The organism is Streptomyces broussonetiae, from assembly GCF_009796285.1.
Taxonomy (GTDB): domain Bacteria; phylum Actinomycetota; class Actinomycetes; order Streptomycetales; family Streptomycetaceae; genus Streptomyces; species Streptomyces broussonetiae.
This window is the reverse complement of the sequence record NZ_CP047020.1, coordinates 3,070,633-3,089,345: the sequence shown is the minus strand read 5'-3', so window position 1 is coordinate 3,089,345 and position 18,713 is coordinate 3,070,633. Positions and strand designations below refer to the sequence as shown.

Sequence of the window (18,713 nt, the reverse complement as noted above, 5' to 3'; positions counted from 1 at the left end):
GGAGGCACTGTGCGCCGCAGTTCGCAGTGGGGTTGGTTTCTGGCGTGGCTCGCTGTCGGAGGGTGCCTCGCGCTCGGCCTGGTCGCGCTGTTGACGGTCGGCGTGGTGCTGCTCGTCGTGGGCGGGGCGGCCGCCGTGCTGCTGCTGCGCAAGGGCCACCGGGACGCCGCCGTCGGGGGGCTCGCGGGGCTGGGGCTGCCGCTCTTCTATCTCGCCTATCTCAACCGGGGTGGCCCCGGGAACGTGTGCCAGGTGTCGGCGAGCGGGAGCACCTGCACCGATGAGTGCGCGCCGGTGCCGTTCCTGGTCGCCGGTGCGGTGCTGGTCGCCGCCGGGTTCGTCGTCTTCCTCCTGCGCGAGCACCGGCATCGCGGGACCGGCTGACCCAAAGGGCCGCCTTTCCGGTTTTCCGTCCGCTATACCGTCCAGGGCGGGACGGAAAACCGGAATGGGGCGGAACTAAATCTCTCACTTCTTGGCGCTCGGCGACACCGAAGCAGAAGCCGCGGAATCCTCAGATCCCTGCGAGCCATCGGAGCCCTGAGAACCCGCAGAGCCCTGCGAACCCTGGGAACCGTTCTGCATCGCCTCCTCGAACTTCGGGAAGCATACATACCATTTCCCGGAATTCTTGCAGACCGCCACCTTGAAGGCAGGATCAGAGGAATCGCGCTGGTGGTTCTCGATGCATTTCTCGTGCTTGCGCGGATCCACGGTGGCTCCCTTGGGGACCACGGGAGCGCTGCACATCCTGCCGGTCATGACCACGGTCGCGGAGTCGGCCTTCGTGGCGACGGAGCCGACGCCCAGGTTCTCGGCCCGGACCGAGGAACTGGTCATGCCGGTGAACAGCACCTTCAGGACGCCGCGCTCCCGGGGCAGGACATAGGCGGAGGCGCGCTCGAACTGTGCGGAGAACAGGGCCGTCGAGTACTGCACGGCCACCGTGCCCGGATCGGTCAGTTTCACGTCGGCCGCCGCGGCGGGCGTACCGGGGGTGGCGGTGGTGCCGGACGAGCAGCCGGTGGCCGTCAGCGCCAGGGCCGCAAGGAGCAGGGCGGCGCCCCACGCGCCCGTCCGTCGAGGACGAGGCGCGTGGGACGGCCCGTCGAGCGGGCTCATCGTCAGGAGGTCCATCCCCAGCCGTTCGAGGTCCGGTGGTGCACCAGGTTCGAGCAGCCCCCCGCCTTGCTGTCGCTCCAGGTGTGGGACCGGGAGCCGTCGCGGTGGCCGTAGACGTGCACGTTGTGCTTGAAGACGGCCGTGGCCGTGCTGAAGCCGCAGGCGGCCCAGCCGGACGTGCCGAGCAGCGCGAGGACGATGTCCTCGAAGTCGTTGTTCTTGAAGGTCTCGGCGCCGCCGGTGCCCCACCCGTCGCTGATGGTGCTGAACGACGGCTTCGGCGTGCCGGAGGTCGACCAGCCGTCGTACTTGAACTTGTAGGCGTTGTTGCGGGCGCTCAGCGTGCCCCCGGCGCCGTACAGCGGCCAGCGCAGGTTGGTGGTCAGCGACGTGATGGTGATGTTCACCGGGTCGATCCACGCCGTCTTCGTGTGCGCGTTGCTGTACGAGGTGGTGGCGGCCGTCTCGGCCGCACCCGTCTCGTCATAGGGGTTGTCGGCGGCGTTGACGGTGGCCCCGGTGTCGCCGGCGCTGCTGGCGGCCTGCGGCGTCTCGGGGACGTCGTTGGTGTCCGCCGGCGAGGCCAGGGAGGCCTCCTGGGCGGTCGTGATGCTCCCGGTCAGGACCCGCTCCTGGCAGGTGGTCGGGTTGTAGCCGACCTCCTGCTCGTAGGTTGTGGCCGACGACGAGTCGCTGCTGGAGTCGTCGAACTGGCAGGTGCCGTCGCTCTGGACCGTGCCGTCGATGGTCTTGACGGTGCCCGTGACGCCGAACTGGGTGGTGGCGTCGTCGGAGTAGGTGATCCAGCCGTCGGTGCCGATGGCCACACCGGGGATGCCGGTGGAGGAGGGGCTCGGCGAGCCGGTCGCGGTCGGCGTGGGCGTCGGCGAGGAGCCGCAGCCGGGGCTCACCGTCTCCGCGGAGAAGGTGCCGACCGCGTCCGTGCAGGCGTCGGGCGCCGCCTGTGCGATACCCGCGGGAAGCCCGACGGAAAACAGGGCGGCGGACAGGACGAGCGTGACCACGGGGCGTGGTCTGAATCGGGACATGAGGTTCCTTTGGTTGTGATGGAAAAAAACAATCCGGAACCGTGCGAATGATTCAGAGCGGAAATCAGCGCCCCGCTGTGCGGCGAAGACCCCCCTGAGTCGGATTAACCGTAGGGCTCGATAAATATGAAGATCAAGTGCGGATTCCTTCATTCCTGCAAAGGAAACTTTTACATTCAACGAGAGAGTCTTTTGCTTTCTTGGGTTGCTGTTGACGTGATGTGCGGCATTGCTTTGCGTCGCGATGGGGGCCGCAATAGGTGCCGTAAACGGAAAAAGGGGGTGCGGGGTCCTGGGACCCCGCACCCCCTGTCCGCCGAGCGGACCGGTGCGTCAGTGCTTGCGGTACGACTGCACGTAGCCGTTCGCGGGAGAGCCCACGCCCGTCACGTCGTCGTAGCCCTTCACCGCGGACAGCGAGCTGTCCTTGCCGAGGCTGCGGACCGAGTACAGCAGGCCCTTGGCCTTGTCGAAGCCGTTGGCGTAGTCCACGCGAGCGACCGCCAGGTCGGTGCCGGTCGGGTGGTCCGTGACGTCGTGGAAGACGTCCTTCTTGCCGTAGTCGGCGTAGATCAGCGGGTTGGCGAAGCCGATCGCCTTGCCGCGGGCCTCCTCGGCCAGCGCCTGGATGGCGGCGATGGTCGGCGCGGCAAGCGAGGTGCCGCCGATGCGGTACTCGCTGTACTGCTCGGTGCCGTCCGGGAAGGTCTGCGTCTGGCCGACCAGGAAGCCGGTGTTCGGGTCGGCGATCGCCGCGATGTCCGGGACGACGCGGTTGCCGGCGGCGTTGTTGGCCGTGGCCAGCGCCTTGGGCACGATGCCCTTCTGGTAGTACGGCTGCGGCACGGTCTTGCTGGTGCCGCCGCCCGCGCCGCCGGTGTAGGCGCCGGGGAAGGCGGTCCAGCTCTTGCCGTCGGCCGCCAGGGTCGCCTTCTCGGTGCCCCAGCCGGTCTCCCACAGGTACTTGTCGCCCTTGCCGACGGCCAGCGAGGTGCCGCCGACCGCGGTCACCCAGGCCGAGTTGGCCGGCGAGTCGACCTGCTTCGTACCGGTGTTGGCGACCTCGTCGCCGTTGTCACCGGAGGAGAAGTAGAAGCCGATGCCCTGGACCGCGCCCAGCTGGAAGACCTGGTCGTAGGCGGCCGCCAGGTCCGGCGTCTGCGCGGCCTCGGTGTCGCCCCAGGAGTTGGAGACGATGTCGGCCAGGTGGTTGTCGACGACCTTGGCGAGCGAGTCGAGCAGGTCGTCGTCGTAGCAGGAGGCCGAAGCGACGTAGGTGACATCGGCGTTGGGCGCCACCGCGTGCACGGCCTCGACGTCGAGGCTCTCCTCGCCGTACCAGCCGGCCGCCTTGCACTCGTCGGTCTTGGTGTACTTGCCCGGCAGCACCTGGTGCAGCTGGCTGGTCGTCCAGGCCTGGTCGCCGTTCCTGACCGCGTACTTGCCCGCGTCGTAGGCGATGGTCGGCGAGGCGTAGGCGTCCGTGATGGCGACGCGGACACCCTTGCCGGTGTAGCTGCCGGCGCCGTAGGCGGCGCGCAGCTGCTTGCCGGTGTAGCCCTTGATCGCGTACGGGATCTTCTGGCCGTACGCGTCCGGCAGCGTGCTCGCGGTCTTCGAGCCGAAGTACGAGGAGAACGGCCCGGCGTTCCTGAACACGGCGTCCGGCGGCGGCAACTGGTCGTCGTGGTTCGCCTTGTGCGGCGCGTTGTCCAGGCCGGTGACGGTCAGGACGGCGCCCTGCAGGCCGGCCGGCACGGACGCGGTCTGCTCCGGGGCGCGGTACGTCGCCGAGCCCTTGGCGTAGTTGTGCAGCCGGGTGCCGAACGCCTTCTCGGCGGCGGCCACGTCACCGGAGACGGCGACGTAGTGCTGGGTGACCGCGGTGACCTTCAGGCCGGCCGACGTCAGCCAGGACTTGACCGCGGCCACCTGGGCCTTGGTGGCCCCGAAGCGGTTCTGCGCCTGCTTGGTGCTCAGGTACTTGCCGTACAGCGGCGAGCTGGGGTCGGACACCGCCTTGGCGTAGGCGGCGAGTCCGGCGGCGTCCCGGCCGGCCAGGTACACCCTGGCGTTCACCTGGGCGCCGTTCGCGGTCGAGCCCTTGTCCGCCTTGGCCGTGGCCCATGCGGGCTTGGTGCCCTTCAGTGCTTGACGAGCGGGGCTGTCCGCGGCATGTGCCGCGGGTATGCCCAGCGCCAGCGCGCCGGCGACCATCGGCAGTGTCGCTGCCATGCTCACGGCGCGCAGCTTGGCGCGGTTGGATCTCATAGAACCCCCTGCGATGCGGTTCGCATGCATGTAGTGGTTGGCACGTCATGCGTCCGCGCGCCGGCCTGCGGCGGTGTCGGCCGGCGGCGCTGGATCACACGATGGTCGCCACTCTGTCGATGAACCGTTCATGCCAGGGGCACGCAAAGGTCAAGAGAGGACCAAGTAGTCGTTAAGTAAGGCGATTTGCGTCATTCGTCCTTACGGCGGTGTTACGAAACCGCTTGCCCGTTGTTCACGAACGCGGCTTCGCGCCCCGTTCCTTGAGCATCCCCGCCATCACCTGAAGCTCCGACTGCTGGGCGTCGACCATGCCCTGCGCGAGCCGCTTCTCCACGCCGACGGTGCACTTGGCCACACACCCCTCGGCCATGTGGATACCGCCCTTGTGATGGTCCGTCATCAGCTGGAGATAGAGGATCTCGGCCTGCTTGCCGTTCAGCGCCTGGAGCTTCCTCAGCTCCGTGTTCGTCGCCATCCCCGGCATCAGCGAGCCGTCCCCGCGCTCGGGCATGTCGCCCATGCCCATCCAGGTCATCGGCGGGTTCGCCGACACCTTCGGCAGCTGCCACAGATCGAGCCAGCCGAGCAGCATGCCGCGCTGGTTGGCCTGCGTCTGCGCGATGTCGTAGGCGAGCCGGCGCACCTCTGCGTTGCCGGTCCGGTCGCGCACGATGTACGACATCTCCACGGCCTGCTGGTGGTGCACGGCCATGTCCCGCGCGAACCCGGCGTCGGCCGACTCCGCGCCCGGCACCGTCAACTGCGTGGAGCCGCCGGAGTCCTCCGCGACCGCGTACGTGATCGCGCCGGCCGCGACGAGCACCGCCGCCGCGGCTCCGGCGATCAGGCCGATGCGCTGCCGGGTCACTACATCGCCCCGTTGGTGCAGGCGGCGCCCGGCTCCGGTGTCTGCGGACCCTGGACGTAGGCGGCGAAGAACTTGTTCACCTCGGGGTCGCTCGCGCTCTTCACGGTCACCTGGTGACCCCAGGCCGACAGGATCAGCGGGGCCGCCTGGTTCTCGTACGGACTCATCAGCGAGTACGGCGTCTTCTTGACCTTGGCCGCGAGCGCGTCGACGTCCGCCTTGCCCGCCTTGCTCGTGTACGTCACCCAGACGGCGCCGTGCTCGAGCGAGTGCACGGCGTTCTCGTCCTGCAGCGGCTTGGTGTAGACGGTGCCGTCACAGGTCGCCCAGACCGGGTTGTGGTTGCCGCCGACCGGCGGGTGCATCGGGTACGACACCCTGGTCGTCACGTGCGTGCGCGCCAGCTTGCCGGTCCAGGTCATCACCCCGTCCTTGCCCGCGGCGAAGTGCCCGGAGTCGCCCGAGTTCTTCCCGTCGTCGGCGCTGTTCGACTTCTTGCCCGACTGGGAGTTCACGAGGACCACGCCACCGGCCACGAGCCCGGCGACGACCACCACGCTGGCGGCGATGGTGAGCGCGCGGTTGCGGCGCTCGCGTGCGCGCTCGGCGCGTCGCATCTCCTCTATGCGCGCCTTGCGTGCCGCGGTGTTGTTCTTGGCGGAACCCATGAGGTGTCCTTCTGGGGAAAGGGACGGCTACGGGAAGGGTGGGGCCCGCTGATCGTAATGGGGGAGGGGGTGTCTTCCGTAGACAGGGCGCGGCAATGGAGTGGCAACAGATAATTTGAATCGTGGATGCGTATTACCTACGCTCGCGGTATGCGGCTCCTGCGCTCCACCGACCTGGCCCTGCGGGTCCTGATGCGACTCGCCGTGTCCGCCGGCGCCACGCCCACCACGCGGCAGGTCGCGGCGGACATGGAGGTGCCCTACACGCACGCCGCCAAGGTGGTCGCCGAGTTGCAGCACCTGGGCCTGGTGGACGCCCGGCGCGGCCGGGGCGGGGGGCTGGCCCTGACCGGGCGGGGCCGTACGGCGTCGGTCGGCGCGGTGGTGCGGGTTTTCGAGGGCGACGGGGACGTGGTCGAGTGCGAGGGGGCGACCCCCTGTCCGCTGAACTCCGGCTGCCGGTTGCGCGGTGCGCTGCGCCGGGCCCAGGAGGCGTTCTTCGCCGCCCTGGACCCGGTCACGGTCGCCGACGTCGTCGCCGACCCGACGGGGCCGCTGCTGCTGGGTATCTCCCGGGGGCCGCAGGGCGGTTGACGTCTCCTGGCGCACCGCATTCATCGAGCGGCGTTAAGGTACGCGCGTGTTGGAGGGGAACCAGGGGACGGACGACGAACGGTGGAACGAGTTCGTCAGAGAATTCGAGCGGGGCAGGGGGGCCCACGAGCCGGGCGCGGCTGAGCGCGAGACCGGCTCGGAGCGCAAGGCGGGCCCCGCGCGCAGGCCAGGCCCCGAGCGCCCGCGACGCCGCGGACGCATGACGGTGATCGCCGGTGCCGGTGCCGTGGCCGTGCTGGCCGGGGCAGCGGTCTGGCTGAGCGCGGGGCACGGGACGCGCCACCAGGCGGCGCCCGAGGCGGCAGGGCGTGCGCCGACCACCCCTTCGGCGCGGCCGGCGGCGTCCGGGCAGGCGCAGGGCTCGGCGGAGCCGTCCACGGCGCCGATGGTGATGCTCACCGCGGACCAGGCGTTCCCGGCACACGTGGCCGGCTACACCAGGGTCGGGCAGTCGGGCGGCCCGAACTGTACGAGCGGGATCGGTCCGAACCTGGCCTCGCTCATCGGCAGGAGCAAGGGCTGCCGGGGCGTGATCGGGGCCCTGTACAAGGACGCGTCGAACAACCAGTTCACGATCGTCGCCTTCGGTATGAAGGACCAGGTCGACGTGGTCCACCTGATCACCGACCTGGCCTCGGCTCCCACGGACTACGAAGTGCCGGTGCTGACGCCGCCCGCCGGATCCGGGCTCAGGACGCTGCCGCCGGACAGCGCGATCGTGCAGTCCTTCGCCGGGCACGCCGAGTTGATGGTGATCGGCCTCGGCCAGTGGTCGGACGGCCGCGGCGCCGACCTCCAGGCCCTGTCCCACAAGCTCCAGCCGCTCATGGACAAGGTGACTCGGGTGGCCGGGGGACGCGACCGGGGCTGATCCGGTCAACTGCCCTGCTGTGCACACCACAGGTCCGGGCCGAACACCTCGTAGTGGATGTCGGCCGCGGCCACGCCCCTGTCGATCAGCTGGGTGCGGACCGTGCGCATGAAGGGGAGCGGTCCGCACAGGTACGCGCGCGTGCCGGGCGCCACCGCGATGCCGGTGAGGTCGACCAGGCCGGTGCGGGTACCCGGCCCCGCGCCCCGCTCGTAGAAGAAGTGCACCGCGGCGGTCCGGGAGCTTCGCCGCGTAGGCCTCGTGGTCGGTGCGCAGGGCGTGGTCGGCGGGGGAGCGGTCGCCGTGCACGACCGCGACCGGGGCGCGGTGACCGTCGGCGGCGAGCGCGGCGAGCATCGGGGTCACACCGATGCCCGCGGAGGCGAGCAGCAGGGGCCGCTCGCCGGTGCCGCCGAGGGCCAGGTCGCCGTACGGCTCGGACAGGTGCAGGACGTCACCGGCCCGCACGCGCGCGTGGAGGTGGTTCGAGACCTCGCCGTCGGGCGCCGCGACCGCGCCCCGCACGCGCTTGACACTGATGATCTGCCGCACGGTCCCGCACGGGGCGCCGGACAGGCTGTACTGGCGTATCTGCCGGGCCCCGTCGGGCGGCGCGACCTGGACGCAGGCGTACTGTCCGGCACGGAACCCGGCCACCGGGCCGCCGTCGGCCGGCCGCAGCCGGAAGCTGACGACGTCCGCGGTCTCCCCGATCCGCTCGAGGACCTCCCACTCCCGCAGGCCACGACCGCCGCTCTCCTCGTACAGCCGCTTCTCGGCGGCGATCGGGGCGTGGGCCATCAGCCGGTAGACCTCGTCCAGCCGGTAGACCTCGTCCCAGGCGGCGACCTCGGGCGTGACGGCCTCGCCGAGGACCTCGGCGAGGGCTGCGAAGAGGTGCGTGCGGACGATGTCGTACTGCTCGGGCCTCACCCCAGGGAGGCGTGCTTGTGGGCGATACGGCCCGGCATCGCGTCGGGCCGCTGCTCCGGGTGCTGGACGAGGTGCGCGGCGAAGGCGGCGATGGAGCCGGCGAGGGCCTGCTTCTGGGCGCCGGAGGCCTGGTTGCCGCGGTGGAACAGGTCCCGCAGCAGTTCGGGGTGGACGGCGAAGAGCCGGGCGAAGAAGCGCTCGGTGATCTCGCCGATGGCCGCGCCGACGGCGGGAAGGGTGGCGCGGACGGTGGCTGCGGCCTGCTCGGACAGCATCGGATCTCCTCGGAAGTCGACTGACCGACGGCACGCTGCGAAAGTATGAATCTAAGATGCAAATTAACTGGAGTGGCGTCGGTCGCTCCGGGATCCGAATCGGCCATTACGGATGTCGGTGCGAGCAGGCAAGATGGGCGGCAGAGCGGTACACCTGCCGTACGAGAGCCGTTCAGACCGAGGACGCTTCGGCGATCGAGGTCCGCAACGCGCTCGAAATGCTGTTGTGGTGTGATGCTCAGGTGCCCGACCGTCTCCCGTGCGCGTGTGGGAATGGCGGCCTGACCAGCAAGGATGGGGAAGCGGAAGATGGACAAGCAGCAGGAGTTCGTGCTCCGGACCTTGGAGGAGCGTGACATCCGGTTCGTACGCCTGTGGTTCACGGACGTGCTGGGCTTCCTCAAGTCCGTCGCCGTGGCCCCCGCCGAGCTGGAACAGGCCTTCGACGAGGGCATCGGTTTCGACGGCTCCGCCATCGAGGGTTTCGCCCGGGTCTACGAGTCCGACATGATCGCCAAGCCGGACCCCTCCACCTTCCAGGTCCTGCCGTGGCGCGCGGAGACCCCCGGCACCGCCCGCATGTTCTGCGACATCCTCATGCCGGACGGCTCCCCCTCCTTCGCCGACCCGCGCTACGTCCTCAAGCGCGCCCTGGCCCGCACCTCCGACCTGGGCTTCACCTTCTACACCCACCCCGAGATCGAGTTCTTCCTGCTCAAGGACCGCCCGCTCGACGGCACCCGCCCCACCCCGGCGGACAACTCGGGCTACTTCGACCACACCCCGACCAACGTCGGCATGGACTTCCGCCGCCAGGCGATCACCATGCTGGAGTCGATGGGCATCTCGGTGGAGTTCTCCCACCACGAGGGCGCGCCGGGCCAGCAGGAGATCGACCTGCGCTACGCCGACGCGCTCTCCACGGCCGACAACATCATGACGTTCCGCCTGGTCATGAAGCAGGTCGCGCTGGAACAGGGCGTCCAGGCGACCTTCATGCCCAAGCCCTTCTCGGAGCACCCGGGCAGCGGCATGCACACCCACCTCTCCCTCTTCGAGGGCGACCGCAACGCCTTCTACGAGTCGGGCGCGGAGTACCAGCTCTCCAAGGTCGGCCGCTCCTTCATCGCGGGCCTGCTCAAGCACGCGGCGGAGATCTCCGCGGTCACGAACCAGTGGGTGAACTCCTACAAGCGCATCTGGGGAGGCTCGGAGCGCACGGCGGGCGCCGGCGGCGAGGCCCCGTCGTACATCTGCTGGGGCCACAACAACCGCAGCGCCCTGGTTCGCGTCCCCATGTACAAGCCCGGCAAGACCGGCTCCGCGCGCGTGGAGGTCCGCTCCCTGGACTCCGGCGCCAACCCGTACCTGGCCTACGCCCTCCTGCTGGCCGCCGGCCTGAAGGGCATCGAGGAGGGCTACGAGCTTCCCCCCGGCGCCGAGGACGACGTCTGGGCCCTCTCCGACGCCGAACGCCGCGCGATGGGCATCGAGCCCCTGCCCCAGAACCTGGGCGAGGCCCTGACCCTGATGGAACGCAGCGACCTGGTCGCCGAGACCCTCGGCGAGCACGTATTCGACTTCTTCCTGCGCAACAAGCGCGCCGAATGGCACGAGTACCGCAGCGAGGTCACGGCGTTCGAGCTGCGCAAGAACCTGCCGGTGCTGTAGGGGCAGGTGAGGGCGGACGCCTGCCGAAACCATCCCGTGGGGCCGACGGTCGCGGAACCGTGGGCCCCACGGCGTTTCGCGGCGGCCGGGCCGTCCCCGGGTCGCGCTCCTGCTCCGGGAACCGTCGGCCCCGGCGCCGGGCGTGACGTGGGCGGTGAGCGCCGCCGGACCCCGTCCGCACCGGCGCGGGCTGCGATTGCGGAGGTCCTGCGGGCGGGGCACGATGGCCTTGTCCGCCGTCCACTCGATGAGCACCGCGACCGATCCGGTCGGCCCGGCATCGCTTCCGCAGTCCCCGGATCCCCGGCCAGGACGCGGAATTCCCCTCGTCGTCCGGCGGCCCTCACCGGCCACGACGTCAGGCGTGTGCACGCATGCCCCAGGATTCCGAGGAGGGTTCATGAGCGAGGACGATCTCGACGGTGGTCTGCCGCCGGGCGGAGCGCCGGCCCAGGTTCCCTGCGACTGCGGACCGTGTCCCGTCTGCAGCGATGAGCGGCAACAGTCAAGTCCCTGCATCTTCTTGCTGGGGCACGACGGTGACCACCAATGCTCCTTCCAGGACGCGTGGTCGCAGGCCGGCCCCTCCGACGTCCCCATACCCAAACCGCCACCGGTGCCCAAGTGCCGAAGGGTGTGCCCGGTCGACGGCACGGAATGCCTGCTGGTGCTGGGGCACGAGGGAAGCCACCAGTGCGGGCACAGTTTCTGACCGACGTCGAAGGTCTCCGGGCCGGCGAGACGGCCGGCCCGACTCGCCCCCGGGCCGGGGCCGCGCCGCCTCCCCAACTCTCCTGTCCCGAATCGGAGTTCCCGAGCGGCCCTCATCCCACGTAGGCGGGCGACACCGCGGCCGTGCTGATCCGCCGGGCCGTCCCCGACCCGTCGGCCGGAACCTGGTACAGATCGGCGCCGTAGTCGCCGGGCAGCGCGTACACGATCGTACGGGCGTCACGCCACACCACCTGGTCGTCCACGCTCCGCCGCTCGGCCAGCGGGGTCTCCTTCATCGTCCGCAGGTCGAGGACGTAAAGATGCCAAGGGGCGTCCTTGGGCAGCCCCTCGACCCGCTTCTTGTAGGCGATGCGGGTGCCGTCGGGCGACAGCGACGGGCACTCGACATCGGCGTGCAGGGTCGTGACCGTACGACTGCGCAGGTCGCCCCGGACCAGATACGTACTGCCGCCCGTCGCGAGCGTCGCGTAGAAGGTGCGGTCGTCCGCCGCGAACGTGACTCCCCAGAAGTTGGCGTCCGGTACCCGGTACGGATGCCCGTCCTTGACGATCCGGAAGGACTCCAGCGACGGGATCAGCTCACCGGTCCGCGTGTCCACGATCGCGGCGCGCGTGGAGAAGTGGGTACCGGCATAGGAATCACCCCCCACGAACGCGGTCCAGGCCGCGTAGTGCCCGGTGGGAGAGACCCGGGCCCGGGACGGGATGCCCGGGACGTCGTAGCGGTGCAGGGTCCGCAGCCGGGCGTCCAGGACGAGCGCGCGGTAGGTGTCCGAAACCGGCCCGTGAACGGCCTGAAGGCACACCCCCACCCCCGAAGCGGCATAGAAACGCAGGCACTTGACGCCGGAGGCGACACGGGCCCCGCCCGGATCGTCCGCCGGTACGGACGTCAGCTCGTCCCGGTGCGGTCCCCACGCCATGTTCCGGAAGATCATGCGCCCCTGCCCGGTCAGGGTCACCGTCCCCGGTGCGACGCTCGGCCCGCCCGCCTGCACATGATTGCGGCGGTCGGCCCGGGCCGAGGCGTGCAGGACGGAGGCCAGCCCGATCGCGGCCAGCACGGCGACGGCCGAGACCAGGATCAGAACGCGATTACGGGTGGTCATACGGCGACGGGACCTTTCACGCGCTGGGGACGGACGACGAGCGAGAAGACCGCACAGGCGACCAGCGCCACCGCCGCCCCGGCCAGTGCCGCCCGGTCGCCCCACACGGTCCAGGCCGCGCCGAACAGCAGCGAGCAGACGAACCGGGCCAGCGCCTGCCCGGTCTGCACGAGGGCCAGCCCGGAGGAGCGCAGCGCCTCCGGCACCCCGTCCGAGGCCGCGGCCATCAGCACCCCGTCCGTGGCCGCGTAGAAGGCGCCGTGCAGGATGAGGACGACGTACGGCAGACCGCCCCCGTGCCACGACGTCAGCAGCAGCCCGTACGCGCCGAGCAGCGCCCCGTGACCGGTCAGGAAGACGGTCCACCGGCCCACCCGGTCCGCGAGCCGGCCGAGCGGGACCGCCAGCAGCAGGAACGCGGCGGCCGTGCCGAGCGGCAGCAGCGCGAACCAGCGGTCCGGGACCCCCAGGCGCCGCTGAAGCAGCAGATACACGAACGAGTCACTGACCGTGGCGAGACCGAGCAGCAGCGCGCACACGGTGATGCGGCGCAGATCGCGGCGCCCCAGCAGCCGTACGGCGGCCGACAGGGTGGGCCGTTCGACCGGAACCGTCCTGCTCCGCCCGCCGGGGACGAACAGGACCAGCACCAGCACGCCCAGCACGGCCACGCAGAAGCTGACGGTGAACACGGCGTCGTACCCGTCGACCGTCGCCCGCAGGATCAGGAACGCCACCAGCGGCCCGAACAGGGCACCCGCCGTGTCCATGGCCCGATGCACCCCGAAGGCCCGCCCGCGTGCCTCCGGCGTACTGGACAGCGAAATGAGGGCGTCGCGCGGCGCCGTCCGCAGCCCCTTGCCCGTCCGGTCGGCGGCGAGCACAAGCCCGATGGGCGTCAGCGAGTGCGCCACCAGCAACAGCGGCTTGCACACGGCCGACACCGCGTACCCGAACCCGGCGACCCACTTGTGCCGTCCGCCGCCCCGGTCCGCCAGATGCCCGCCCACGAGCCGCACGAGCGCCGAGAACCCGTTGTAGATGCCGTCGAGCAGCCCGAACCCCAGCGGGGACAGGCCGAGCCCCGTCACGAGATACAACGGCAGTACGGCCGTGACCATCTCGGAGGACACGTCCGTCACCAGACTGACCGTCCCGAGGGCGAGGACGGCGGGCGCGACCGCGGCACGGCGCCGCCCGGCCACAGGCCGGACGGCACCGTCAGCGGACGACTGCGTCGCGCGGCTGTCCGCTACGTACACGTCAGGACGCCCAGACGCCGCTGATGTCCTCGGCGGAGGAGGCGTTGCCGGCGTGCGTGCTCAGCCCCTCCAGGTCCTCCAAGGTGCGCAGCAGGTCGTAGTGGTCGTACGTCGTGGAGCTGGACGAACCGGCCGTGACCGGCTGGCCGTACAGGACGGTCGGGATGCGGTTGCCGCTGAGCGAGTTGTCCTCGTCGAAGGTGACGACGAGCAGGCTGTTGTGGGTCTTGGCCCACGTCGCGTAGGCGCTCAGGTTGTTCTTCAGCCAGGTGTCACCGGTGGACACCGAGCAGTCGTGCATGTCGCTGCACAGGTTCGGGGTGACGAACGACAGCTGCGGCAGCGTCGAGTAGTCGGTCGGGAACTGCGCGAACGTCTTCGCACTCGACGTCGGCACATTGCTGAAGCCGAACCACGGGTTGTGCTTGCGCGCGTACTTGCCGCTGCTGCACGTGGTCGACCCCTGGCTGGGCAGGCTCTCGTTGTAGCTGGTCCAGCTGCGTCCGGCGGCGATCAGTTCGGACGCCAGGTTCGGGGCGGACGAGAACCCCGGGGTGTAGCAGCTGTCGTCCGTGATCCCCTGTGTAGAACCGGAGAACAGGGCGAAGTAGTTCGGCTGGCTCGGGTGGGTCTCGGCGTACGCCTGGGTCAGGTTGCCGCCGCCCGACACCAGCGAGTTGATGTACGGGGCGCTGGAGGAGCCGATGACCTGGCTGTACGCATGGTTCTCGAAGACCACGACGACCACGTGGTCCGGGCTCGGCACGGCGCTCGCGGCGTGCGCGGACTCGCCGCCGAGTCCGGTCCACAGCCCGACTGCGGCCGCGGCGAGGGCGGTTGCCGACGCCACGACGGTGCGGGCGCGGCGGTACACGGAACTGCCGGACACATCAACCTCCGGGTGGGGGGGAGTACGGGGTTGGCGGTGCGGACAGAGCATGCACACGCCAATATTCCCGTGTCCCACGGATGTGAACCTCGCGGATGAAGACCCGATGAACGGCGGGTACCCGTGCGGGCCGCAGTCGCGTACGGCGGCAAGGGGACGTGCCGGGTGGTGTCCGCCCGCAGCGGCCGGCGCAGACTCGTCGAAGCCCCGCAGGAAACAGCCCGCCGGACCGAGGACGGACACCACCCGGCGCGGCCCCGACGCACCACCGGGCGGAGCCGACAGCCGGGCCCACCACGACCCGCGGGGGCTGCCGCAGGCGTCACGACACAGGGGTTGCCGGCGGGCAGGCCACCACGATCCGCGGGGATCGCCGAAGGCACCACGCACGGGCCGGCGCGGGCACGCCCGCCACGATCCGCGGGGGCTGCCGAAGGCAAGTCCTCAACGCACCCGCGGGGGCTGCCGTCGGGATGTCGCCACGCGCTGGTTGGGCGGGCAGGCCACCACGATCCGCGGGGATCGCCGAAGGCACCACGCACGGGCCGGCGCGGGCACGCCCGCCACGATCCGTGGGGGCTGCCGAAGGCGAGTCCTCAACGCACCCGCGGGGCTGCCGTCGGGATGTCGCCACGCGTTGGTTGGGGGGAGGCAGGTTCACCACGATCCGCGGGGATCGCCGAAGGCACCACGCACGGGCCGGCGCGGGCACGCCCGCCACGATCCGTGGGGGCTGCCGAAGGCGAGTCCTCAACGCACCCGCGGGGGCTGCCGTCGGGATGTCGCCACGCGTTGGTTGGGGGTGCGGCGGGCAGGCCACCACGATCCGCGGGGATCGCCGCAGGCAAGTCCTCCGCACCCGCGGGGGCTGCCGCCGGCATGTCACCACGTACTCGACGGACCGCCGCAGGCAAGCCCGCTGCAACCGGCAGGGACCGCCGCTGACAAGCCCGCCACGACTCGCACGAATCTCCGCAGGCATCCACGGCCTACCCGTACAGGACGCCAGGCATCTCACTACGCACCTGCAGGCCGCCGCAGGAACGACGCACCCGCACGGCCCCGCCCCAGCCATCCCCACCCCTGCAGGCCGCCGTGGGTATCCGTATCCGCGCAGGCCCGCCGCAGGCACCCGCACGAGACCGCCGCAGCCGCATGCAGGCAGCCCAAGCCACAAACGCCCGTGGGCGGCTACGCTCGGGCCAGGACGACCTTGATCCGAGGGGAGGCCACGGAGATGACGCCGGGGCGCAGAAGCAGCACCTTCACCCGCCTGCTCCGACACGGCTTCACCGACCCCTCCGCGGCCGAGCGCCTTCTCGACGGCCCCGAGCTGACCCCCGTCCGCAACGACCCCGTCCTCCTGGAGGCTCTGGGCGCCACGGCCGACCCCGACCTGGCCCTGCACGGTCTGGTCCGTCTCCTGGAGGCCCAGCCCACCCCCACCGACCACCGCGAACTGCTGGACACCCTGATCGCGGCCAAACCCCTGCGTGACCGGCTCCTGGGCGTCCTGGGCGCCTCCGCCGCCCTCGCCGACCACCTGGCCCGCCACCCGGCCGACTGGCAGGCCCTCGTCACCTACGAGCCCCAGGACCTGCACCCCGGCCTCGCGGAGTTCGAGCGCGGCCTGGCCGAGGCCGCCGACCCCGTCTCCCTCCGCGTGGCCTACCGCCGCTGTCTGCTCTCCATCGCCGCCCGCGACGTCTGCGGCACCACGGACCTGGCCGAGACCGCCGCGGAACTGGCGGACCTGGCCACCGCCACCCTGCGCACGGCGCTGGCCATGGCGCAGGCGCACGCCCCCGAGGACACCGCGGCCTGCCGCCTGGCGGTGATCGCGATGGGAAAGTGCGGCGGCCACGAACTGAACTACGTCTCCGACGTGGACGTCATCTTCGTGGCGGAAGCCACCGAGGGCACCACGGAGGCCAAAGCCCTCACCGCAGCCACCCGCCTCGCCTCGCACCTCATGCGGATCTGCTCGGAGACCACCGTGGAGGGCTCCATCTGGCCGGTGGACGCCAACCTCCGCCCCGAGGGCCGCAACGGCCCCCTGGTGCGCACCCTCTCCTCCCACCTCGTCTACTACCAACGCTGGGCGAAGACCTGGGAGTTCCAGGCCCTGCTCAAGGCCCGGCCGGTGGCGGGCGACGCGGATCTGGGCCAGGCGTACGTCGACGCACTGCAACCCCTGGTCTGGCAGGCGGCCGACCGCGAGAACTTCGTGGCGGACGTGCAGAAGATGCGCCGCCGCGTCGTGGAGAACATCCCGGCCTCCGAGGTCGAAAGAGAACTCAAGCTGGGCCCGGGCGGTCTGCGGGACGTCGAATTCGCGGTCCAGCTCCTGCAGTTGGTGCACGGCCGCACCGACCAGACCCTGCGCAGCGGCACCACCCTGGACGCCCTGCAGGCCCTGGCCGCAGGAGGCTACGTCGGCCGCGAGGACGCCGCCCGCCTGGACGAGGCGTACCGCTTCCTGCGCACGATGGAGCACCGCATCCAGCTCTACCGCCTGCGCCGCACCCACCTCGTCCCCGCGGCCGAGGAGGACCAGCGACGCCTCGGCCGCTCGCTCGGCCTGCGCACGGACCCGGTGGCCGAGCTGAACCGGGAGTGGAAACGGCACACAGGCGTCGTCCGCAGGCTTCACGAGAAACTCTTCTACCGCCCGCTGCTCGACGCGGTGGCCCAACTGGCCCCGGGCGAGGCCAGACTGAGTCCCGAGGCGGCCCGCGAACGCCTGGTCGCCCTCGGCTACGCCGACCCCGCGGCGGCCCTGCGCCACCTCGAGGCCCTGGCCTCCGGCGTCACCCGCAAGGCAGCCATCCAGCGCACCCTCCTGCCCGTCCTCCTCGGCTGGTTCGCCGACTCGGCGGACCCGGACGCGGGCCTGCTGAACTTCCGCAAGGTCTCCGACGCGCTCGGCAAAACCCCCTGGTACCTGCGCCTGCTGCGCGACGAGGGCGCGGCGGCCGAAAACCTCGCACGAGTCCTCTCGGCGGGCCGCCTCGCCCCCGACCTCCTCATGCGCGCCCCCGAGGCGGTGGCCCTGCTGGGCGACGGCGACGGCACCGGCACGCGCGGCGGCGGCCTCGAGCCCCGCGAGCGCACCCCGCTGGAGCAGGAGATCCTGGCTGCCGTGGGCCGCGCGGAGAACGCCGGGCAGGGCGTCACGGCGGCCCGTGGCGTGCGCCGCCGCGAGCTGTTCCGCACGGCCGCCGCCGACATCGTCGGCTCGTACGGCACCGAGACCAACCCGGCCGAGGCCGACCAGGGCGCCCTGGTGGACCGGGTCGGCGCGGCCGTCTCCGACCTCACCGCCGCCACCCTCGCCGGCACCCTGCGCGCGGTCGTCCGCGACGGCTGGGGCGACACGCTCTCCACCCGGTTCGCGATCATAGGGATGGGCCGTTTCGGCGGGCACGAGCTGGGCTACGGCTCCGACGCGGACGTCCTGTTCGTACACGAACCGCAGGACGGCGTGGACGAGCACGAGGCGGCCGCGGCGGCGAACAAGGTGGTCGCCGAGATGCGCCGCCTGCTCCAGCTGCCCAGCTCCGACCCGCCGCTGCTCATCGACGCCGACCTGCGCCCGGAGGGCAAGTCGGGCCCGCTGGTGCGCACCCTGAAGGCGTACGAGGCCTACTACCGCCGCTGGTCCCTGGTCTGGGAGTCACAGGCGCTGCTGCGCGCGGAGCAGGTGGCGGGCGACGAGGACCTGGGCCGCCGTTTCACGGACCTGATCGACCCGCTGCGGTACCCGGCCCACGGCCTGGGGGAGGACGCGGTGCGCGAGATCCGCCGTCTCAAGGCCCGCATGGAGTCCGAACGCCTTCCGCGCGGCGCGGACCCCAAGCTGCACACGAAACTCGGCCCGGGCGGCCTGTCCGACGTCGAGTGGACGGTCCAGCTGCTCCAGCTCCGGCACGGCTGGGAGCTGCCCGGCCTGCGCACCACCCGCACGCGGGAGGCCCTGGCAGCCGCCCGGGAGGCCGGGCTGCTGTCCGCCGAGGAGGCGGAGACCCTGGACGAGGCCTGGGTGCTGGCCACGCGGGTGCGCAACGCGGTGATGCTGGTACGCGGCCGGGCCGGCGACACCTTCCCGACCGAGCCGCGAGAGCTGGCCGCGGTGGGCCGCTACCTGGGCTACGGGGCAGGTCACGCGGGAGACATGCTGGACGCGTACCGCCGCACGGCCCGCCGGGCACGCACGGTGGTGGAGGACGTCTTCTACGGCGACTCACCGTGACCGCGCCAGGCGCCCGGCGCCCGGCGCCTGGCCACCCGCGTGCCACGTCCGGTGCTCCGCGTGCCGCGTCCGGCGCTGCCGCGCCCCGTGCTCCGCGTCCGGCGTTCCTCGTCCGGCGCC

13 protein-coding genes and 1 pseudogene are annotated in these 18,713 nt (G+C 71.3%); 5 read left to right on the top strand and 9 right to left on the bottom strand.

Going from position 1 to position 18,713, the window contains the following annotated elements; genetic code table 11:
- The first annotated feature begins 9 nt into the window (after window positions 1–9).
- Window positions 10–384 carry a hypothetical protein gene (locus GQF42_RS14245; RefSeq protein WP_158920002.1) on the top strand — a complete coding sequence of 125 codons (375 nt, stop codon included), beginning with the start codon at window positions 10–12 and terminating at the stop codon, window positions 382–384.
- A gap of 84 nt (window positions 385–468) precedes the next feature.
- Here GQF42_RS14245 and GQF42_RS14240 read toward each other — a convergent pair whose 3' ends face one another.
- The 5 genes from GQF42_RS14240 to GQF42_RS14220 all read right to left on the bottom strand — a co-directional run bounded on the left by GQF42_RS14240 (window position 469) and on the right by GQF42_RS14220 (window position 5,981).
- On the bottom strand, window positions 469–1,122 hold the full coding sequence (locus GQF42_RS14240) for a carbohydrate kinase family protein (RefSeq protein ID WP_158920001.1): 654 nt from the start codon (window positions 1,120–1,122) through the stop codon (window positions 469–471).
- A gap of 2 nt (window positions 1,123–1,124) precedes the next feature.
- Window positions 1,125–2,171, bottom strand: coding sequence for a hypothetical protein (locus GQF42_RS14235; protein WP_158920000.1), 1,047 nt, complete (start codon window positions 2,169–2,171; stop codon window positions 1,125–1,127).
- Between the two features lie 333 nt (window positions 2,172–2,504).
- Window positions 2,505–4,442 carry a S53 family peptidase gene (locus GQF42_RS14230; protein ID WP_158919999.1) on the bottom strand — a complete coding sequence of 646 codons (1,938 nt, stop codon included), beginning with the start codon at window positions 4,440–4,442 and terminating at the stop codon, window positions 2,505–2,507.
- A 235-nt stretch (window positions 4,443–4,677) separates the two neighbouring features.
- Window positions 4,678–5,313, bottom strand: a complete 636-nt coding sequence (locus GQF42_RS14225) for a DUF305 domain-containing protein (protein ID WP_158919998.1) — start codon at window positions 5,311–5,313, stop codon at window positions 4,678–4,680.
- A complete protein-coding gene (locus GQF42_RS14220; protein ID WP_158919997.1) occupies window positions 5,313–5,981 on the bottom strand; it encodes a DUF3105 domain-containing protein in 669 nt (222 codons plus the stop codon). Before GQF42_RS14220 ends, GQF42_RS14225 begins: the two co-directional genes overlap by 1 nt.
- Before the next feature lie 150 nt (window positions 5,982–6,131).
- Between GQF42_RS14220 and GQF42_RS14215 the strand changes: the two genes are divergently transcribed.
- Both GQF42_RS14215 and GQF42_RS14210 read left to right on the top strand, forming a co-directional pair.
- A complete protein-coding gene (locus GQF42_RS14215; RefSeq protein WP_158919996.1) occupies window positions 6,132–6,575 on the top strand; it encodes an RrF2 family transcriptional regulator in 444 nt (147 codons plus the stop codon).
- Window positions 6,576–6,621: 46 nt separating this feature from the next.
- On the top strand, window positions 6,622–7,467 hold the full coding sequence (locus GQF42_RS14210; RefSeq protein ID WP_158919995.1) for a hypothetical protein: 846 nt from the start codon (window positions 6,622–6,624) through the stop codon (window positions 7,465–7,467).
- Window positions 7,468–7,472: 5 nt separating this feature from the next.
- Here GQF42_RS14210 and GQF42_RS14205 read toward each other — a convergent pair.
- Window positions 7,473–8,675, bottom strand: a pseudogene (locus GQF42_RS14205) (globin domain-containing protein).
- Between the two features lie 309 nt (window positions 8,676–8,984).
- On the opposite strand from GQF42_RS14205, the gene GQF42_RS14200 reads away from it, so the two are divergent.
- Window positions 8,985–10,346, top strand: a complete 1,362-nt coding sequence (locus GQF42_RS14200) for a glutamine synthetase family protein (protein ID WP_158919994.1) — start codon at window positions 8,985–8,987, stop codon at window positions 10,344–10,346.
- An 824-nt stretch (window positions 10,347–11,170) separates the two neighbouring features.
- On the opposite strand, the gene GQF42_RS14195 is transcribed toward GQF42_RS14200, so the two are convergent.
- Genes GQF42_RS14195 through GQF42_RS14185 form a run of 3 tightly spaced genes read right to left on the bottom strand, consistent with a single transcriptional unit; the run spans window position 11,171 to window position 14,341 of the window.
- A complete protein-coding gene (locus GQF42_RS14195) occupies window positions 11,171–12,190 on the bottom strand; it encodes a TolB family protein (RefSeq protein ID WP_158919993.1) in 1,020 nt (339 codons plus the stop codon).
- A complete protein-coding gene (locus tag GQF42_RS14190; RefSeq protein WP_158919992.1) occupies window positions 12,187–13,452 on the bottom strand; it encodes an MFS transporter in 1,266 nt (421 codons plus the stop codon). The genes GQF42_RS14195 and GQF42_RS14190 overlap by 4 nt, the downstream gene beginning before the upstream one ends.
- Before the next feature lies 1 nt (window position 13,453).
- Window positions 13,454–14,341 (bottom strand): alkaline phosphatase family protein, encoded by an 888-nt coding sequence (locus tag GQF42_RS14185; protein WP_158919991.1) that lies wholly within the window; start codon window positions 14,339–14,341, stop codon window positions 13,454–13,456.
- 1,237 nt (window positions 14,342–15,578) lie between these two features.
- Here GQF42_RS14185 and GQF42_RS14180 point away from each other — a divergent pair.
- The gene (locus tag GQF42_RS14180; RefSeq protein WP_158919990.1) at window positions 15,579–18,593 is read left to right on the top strand and encodes a bifunctional [glutamine synthetase] adenylyltransferase/[glutamine synthetase]-adenylyl-L-tyrosine phosphorylase; all 3,015 of its coding nucleotides are present in this window, start codon (window positions 15,579–15,581) and stop codon (window positions 18,591–18,593) included.
- Window positions 18,594–18,713: the final 120 nt, after the last annotated feature.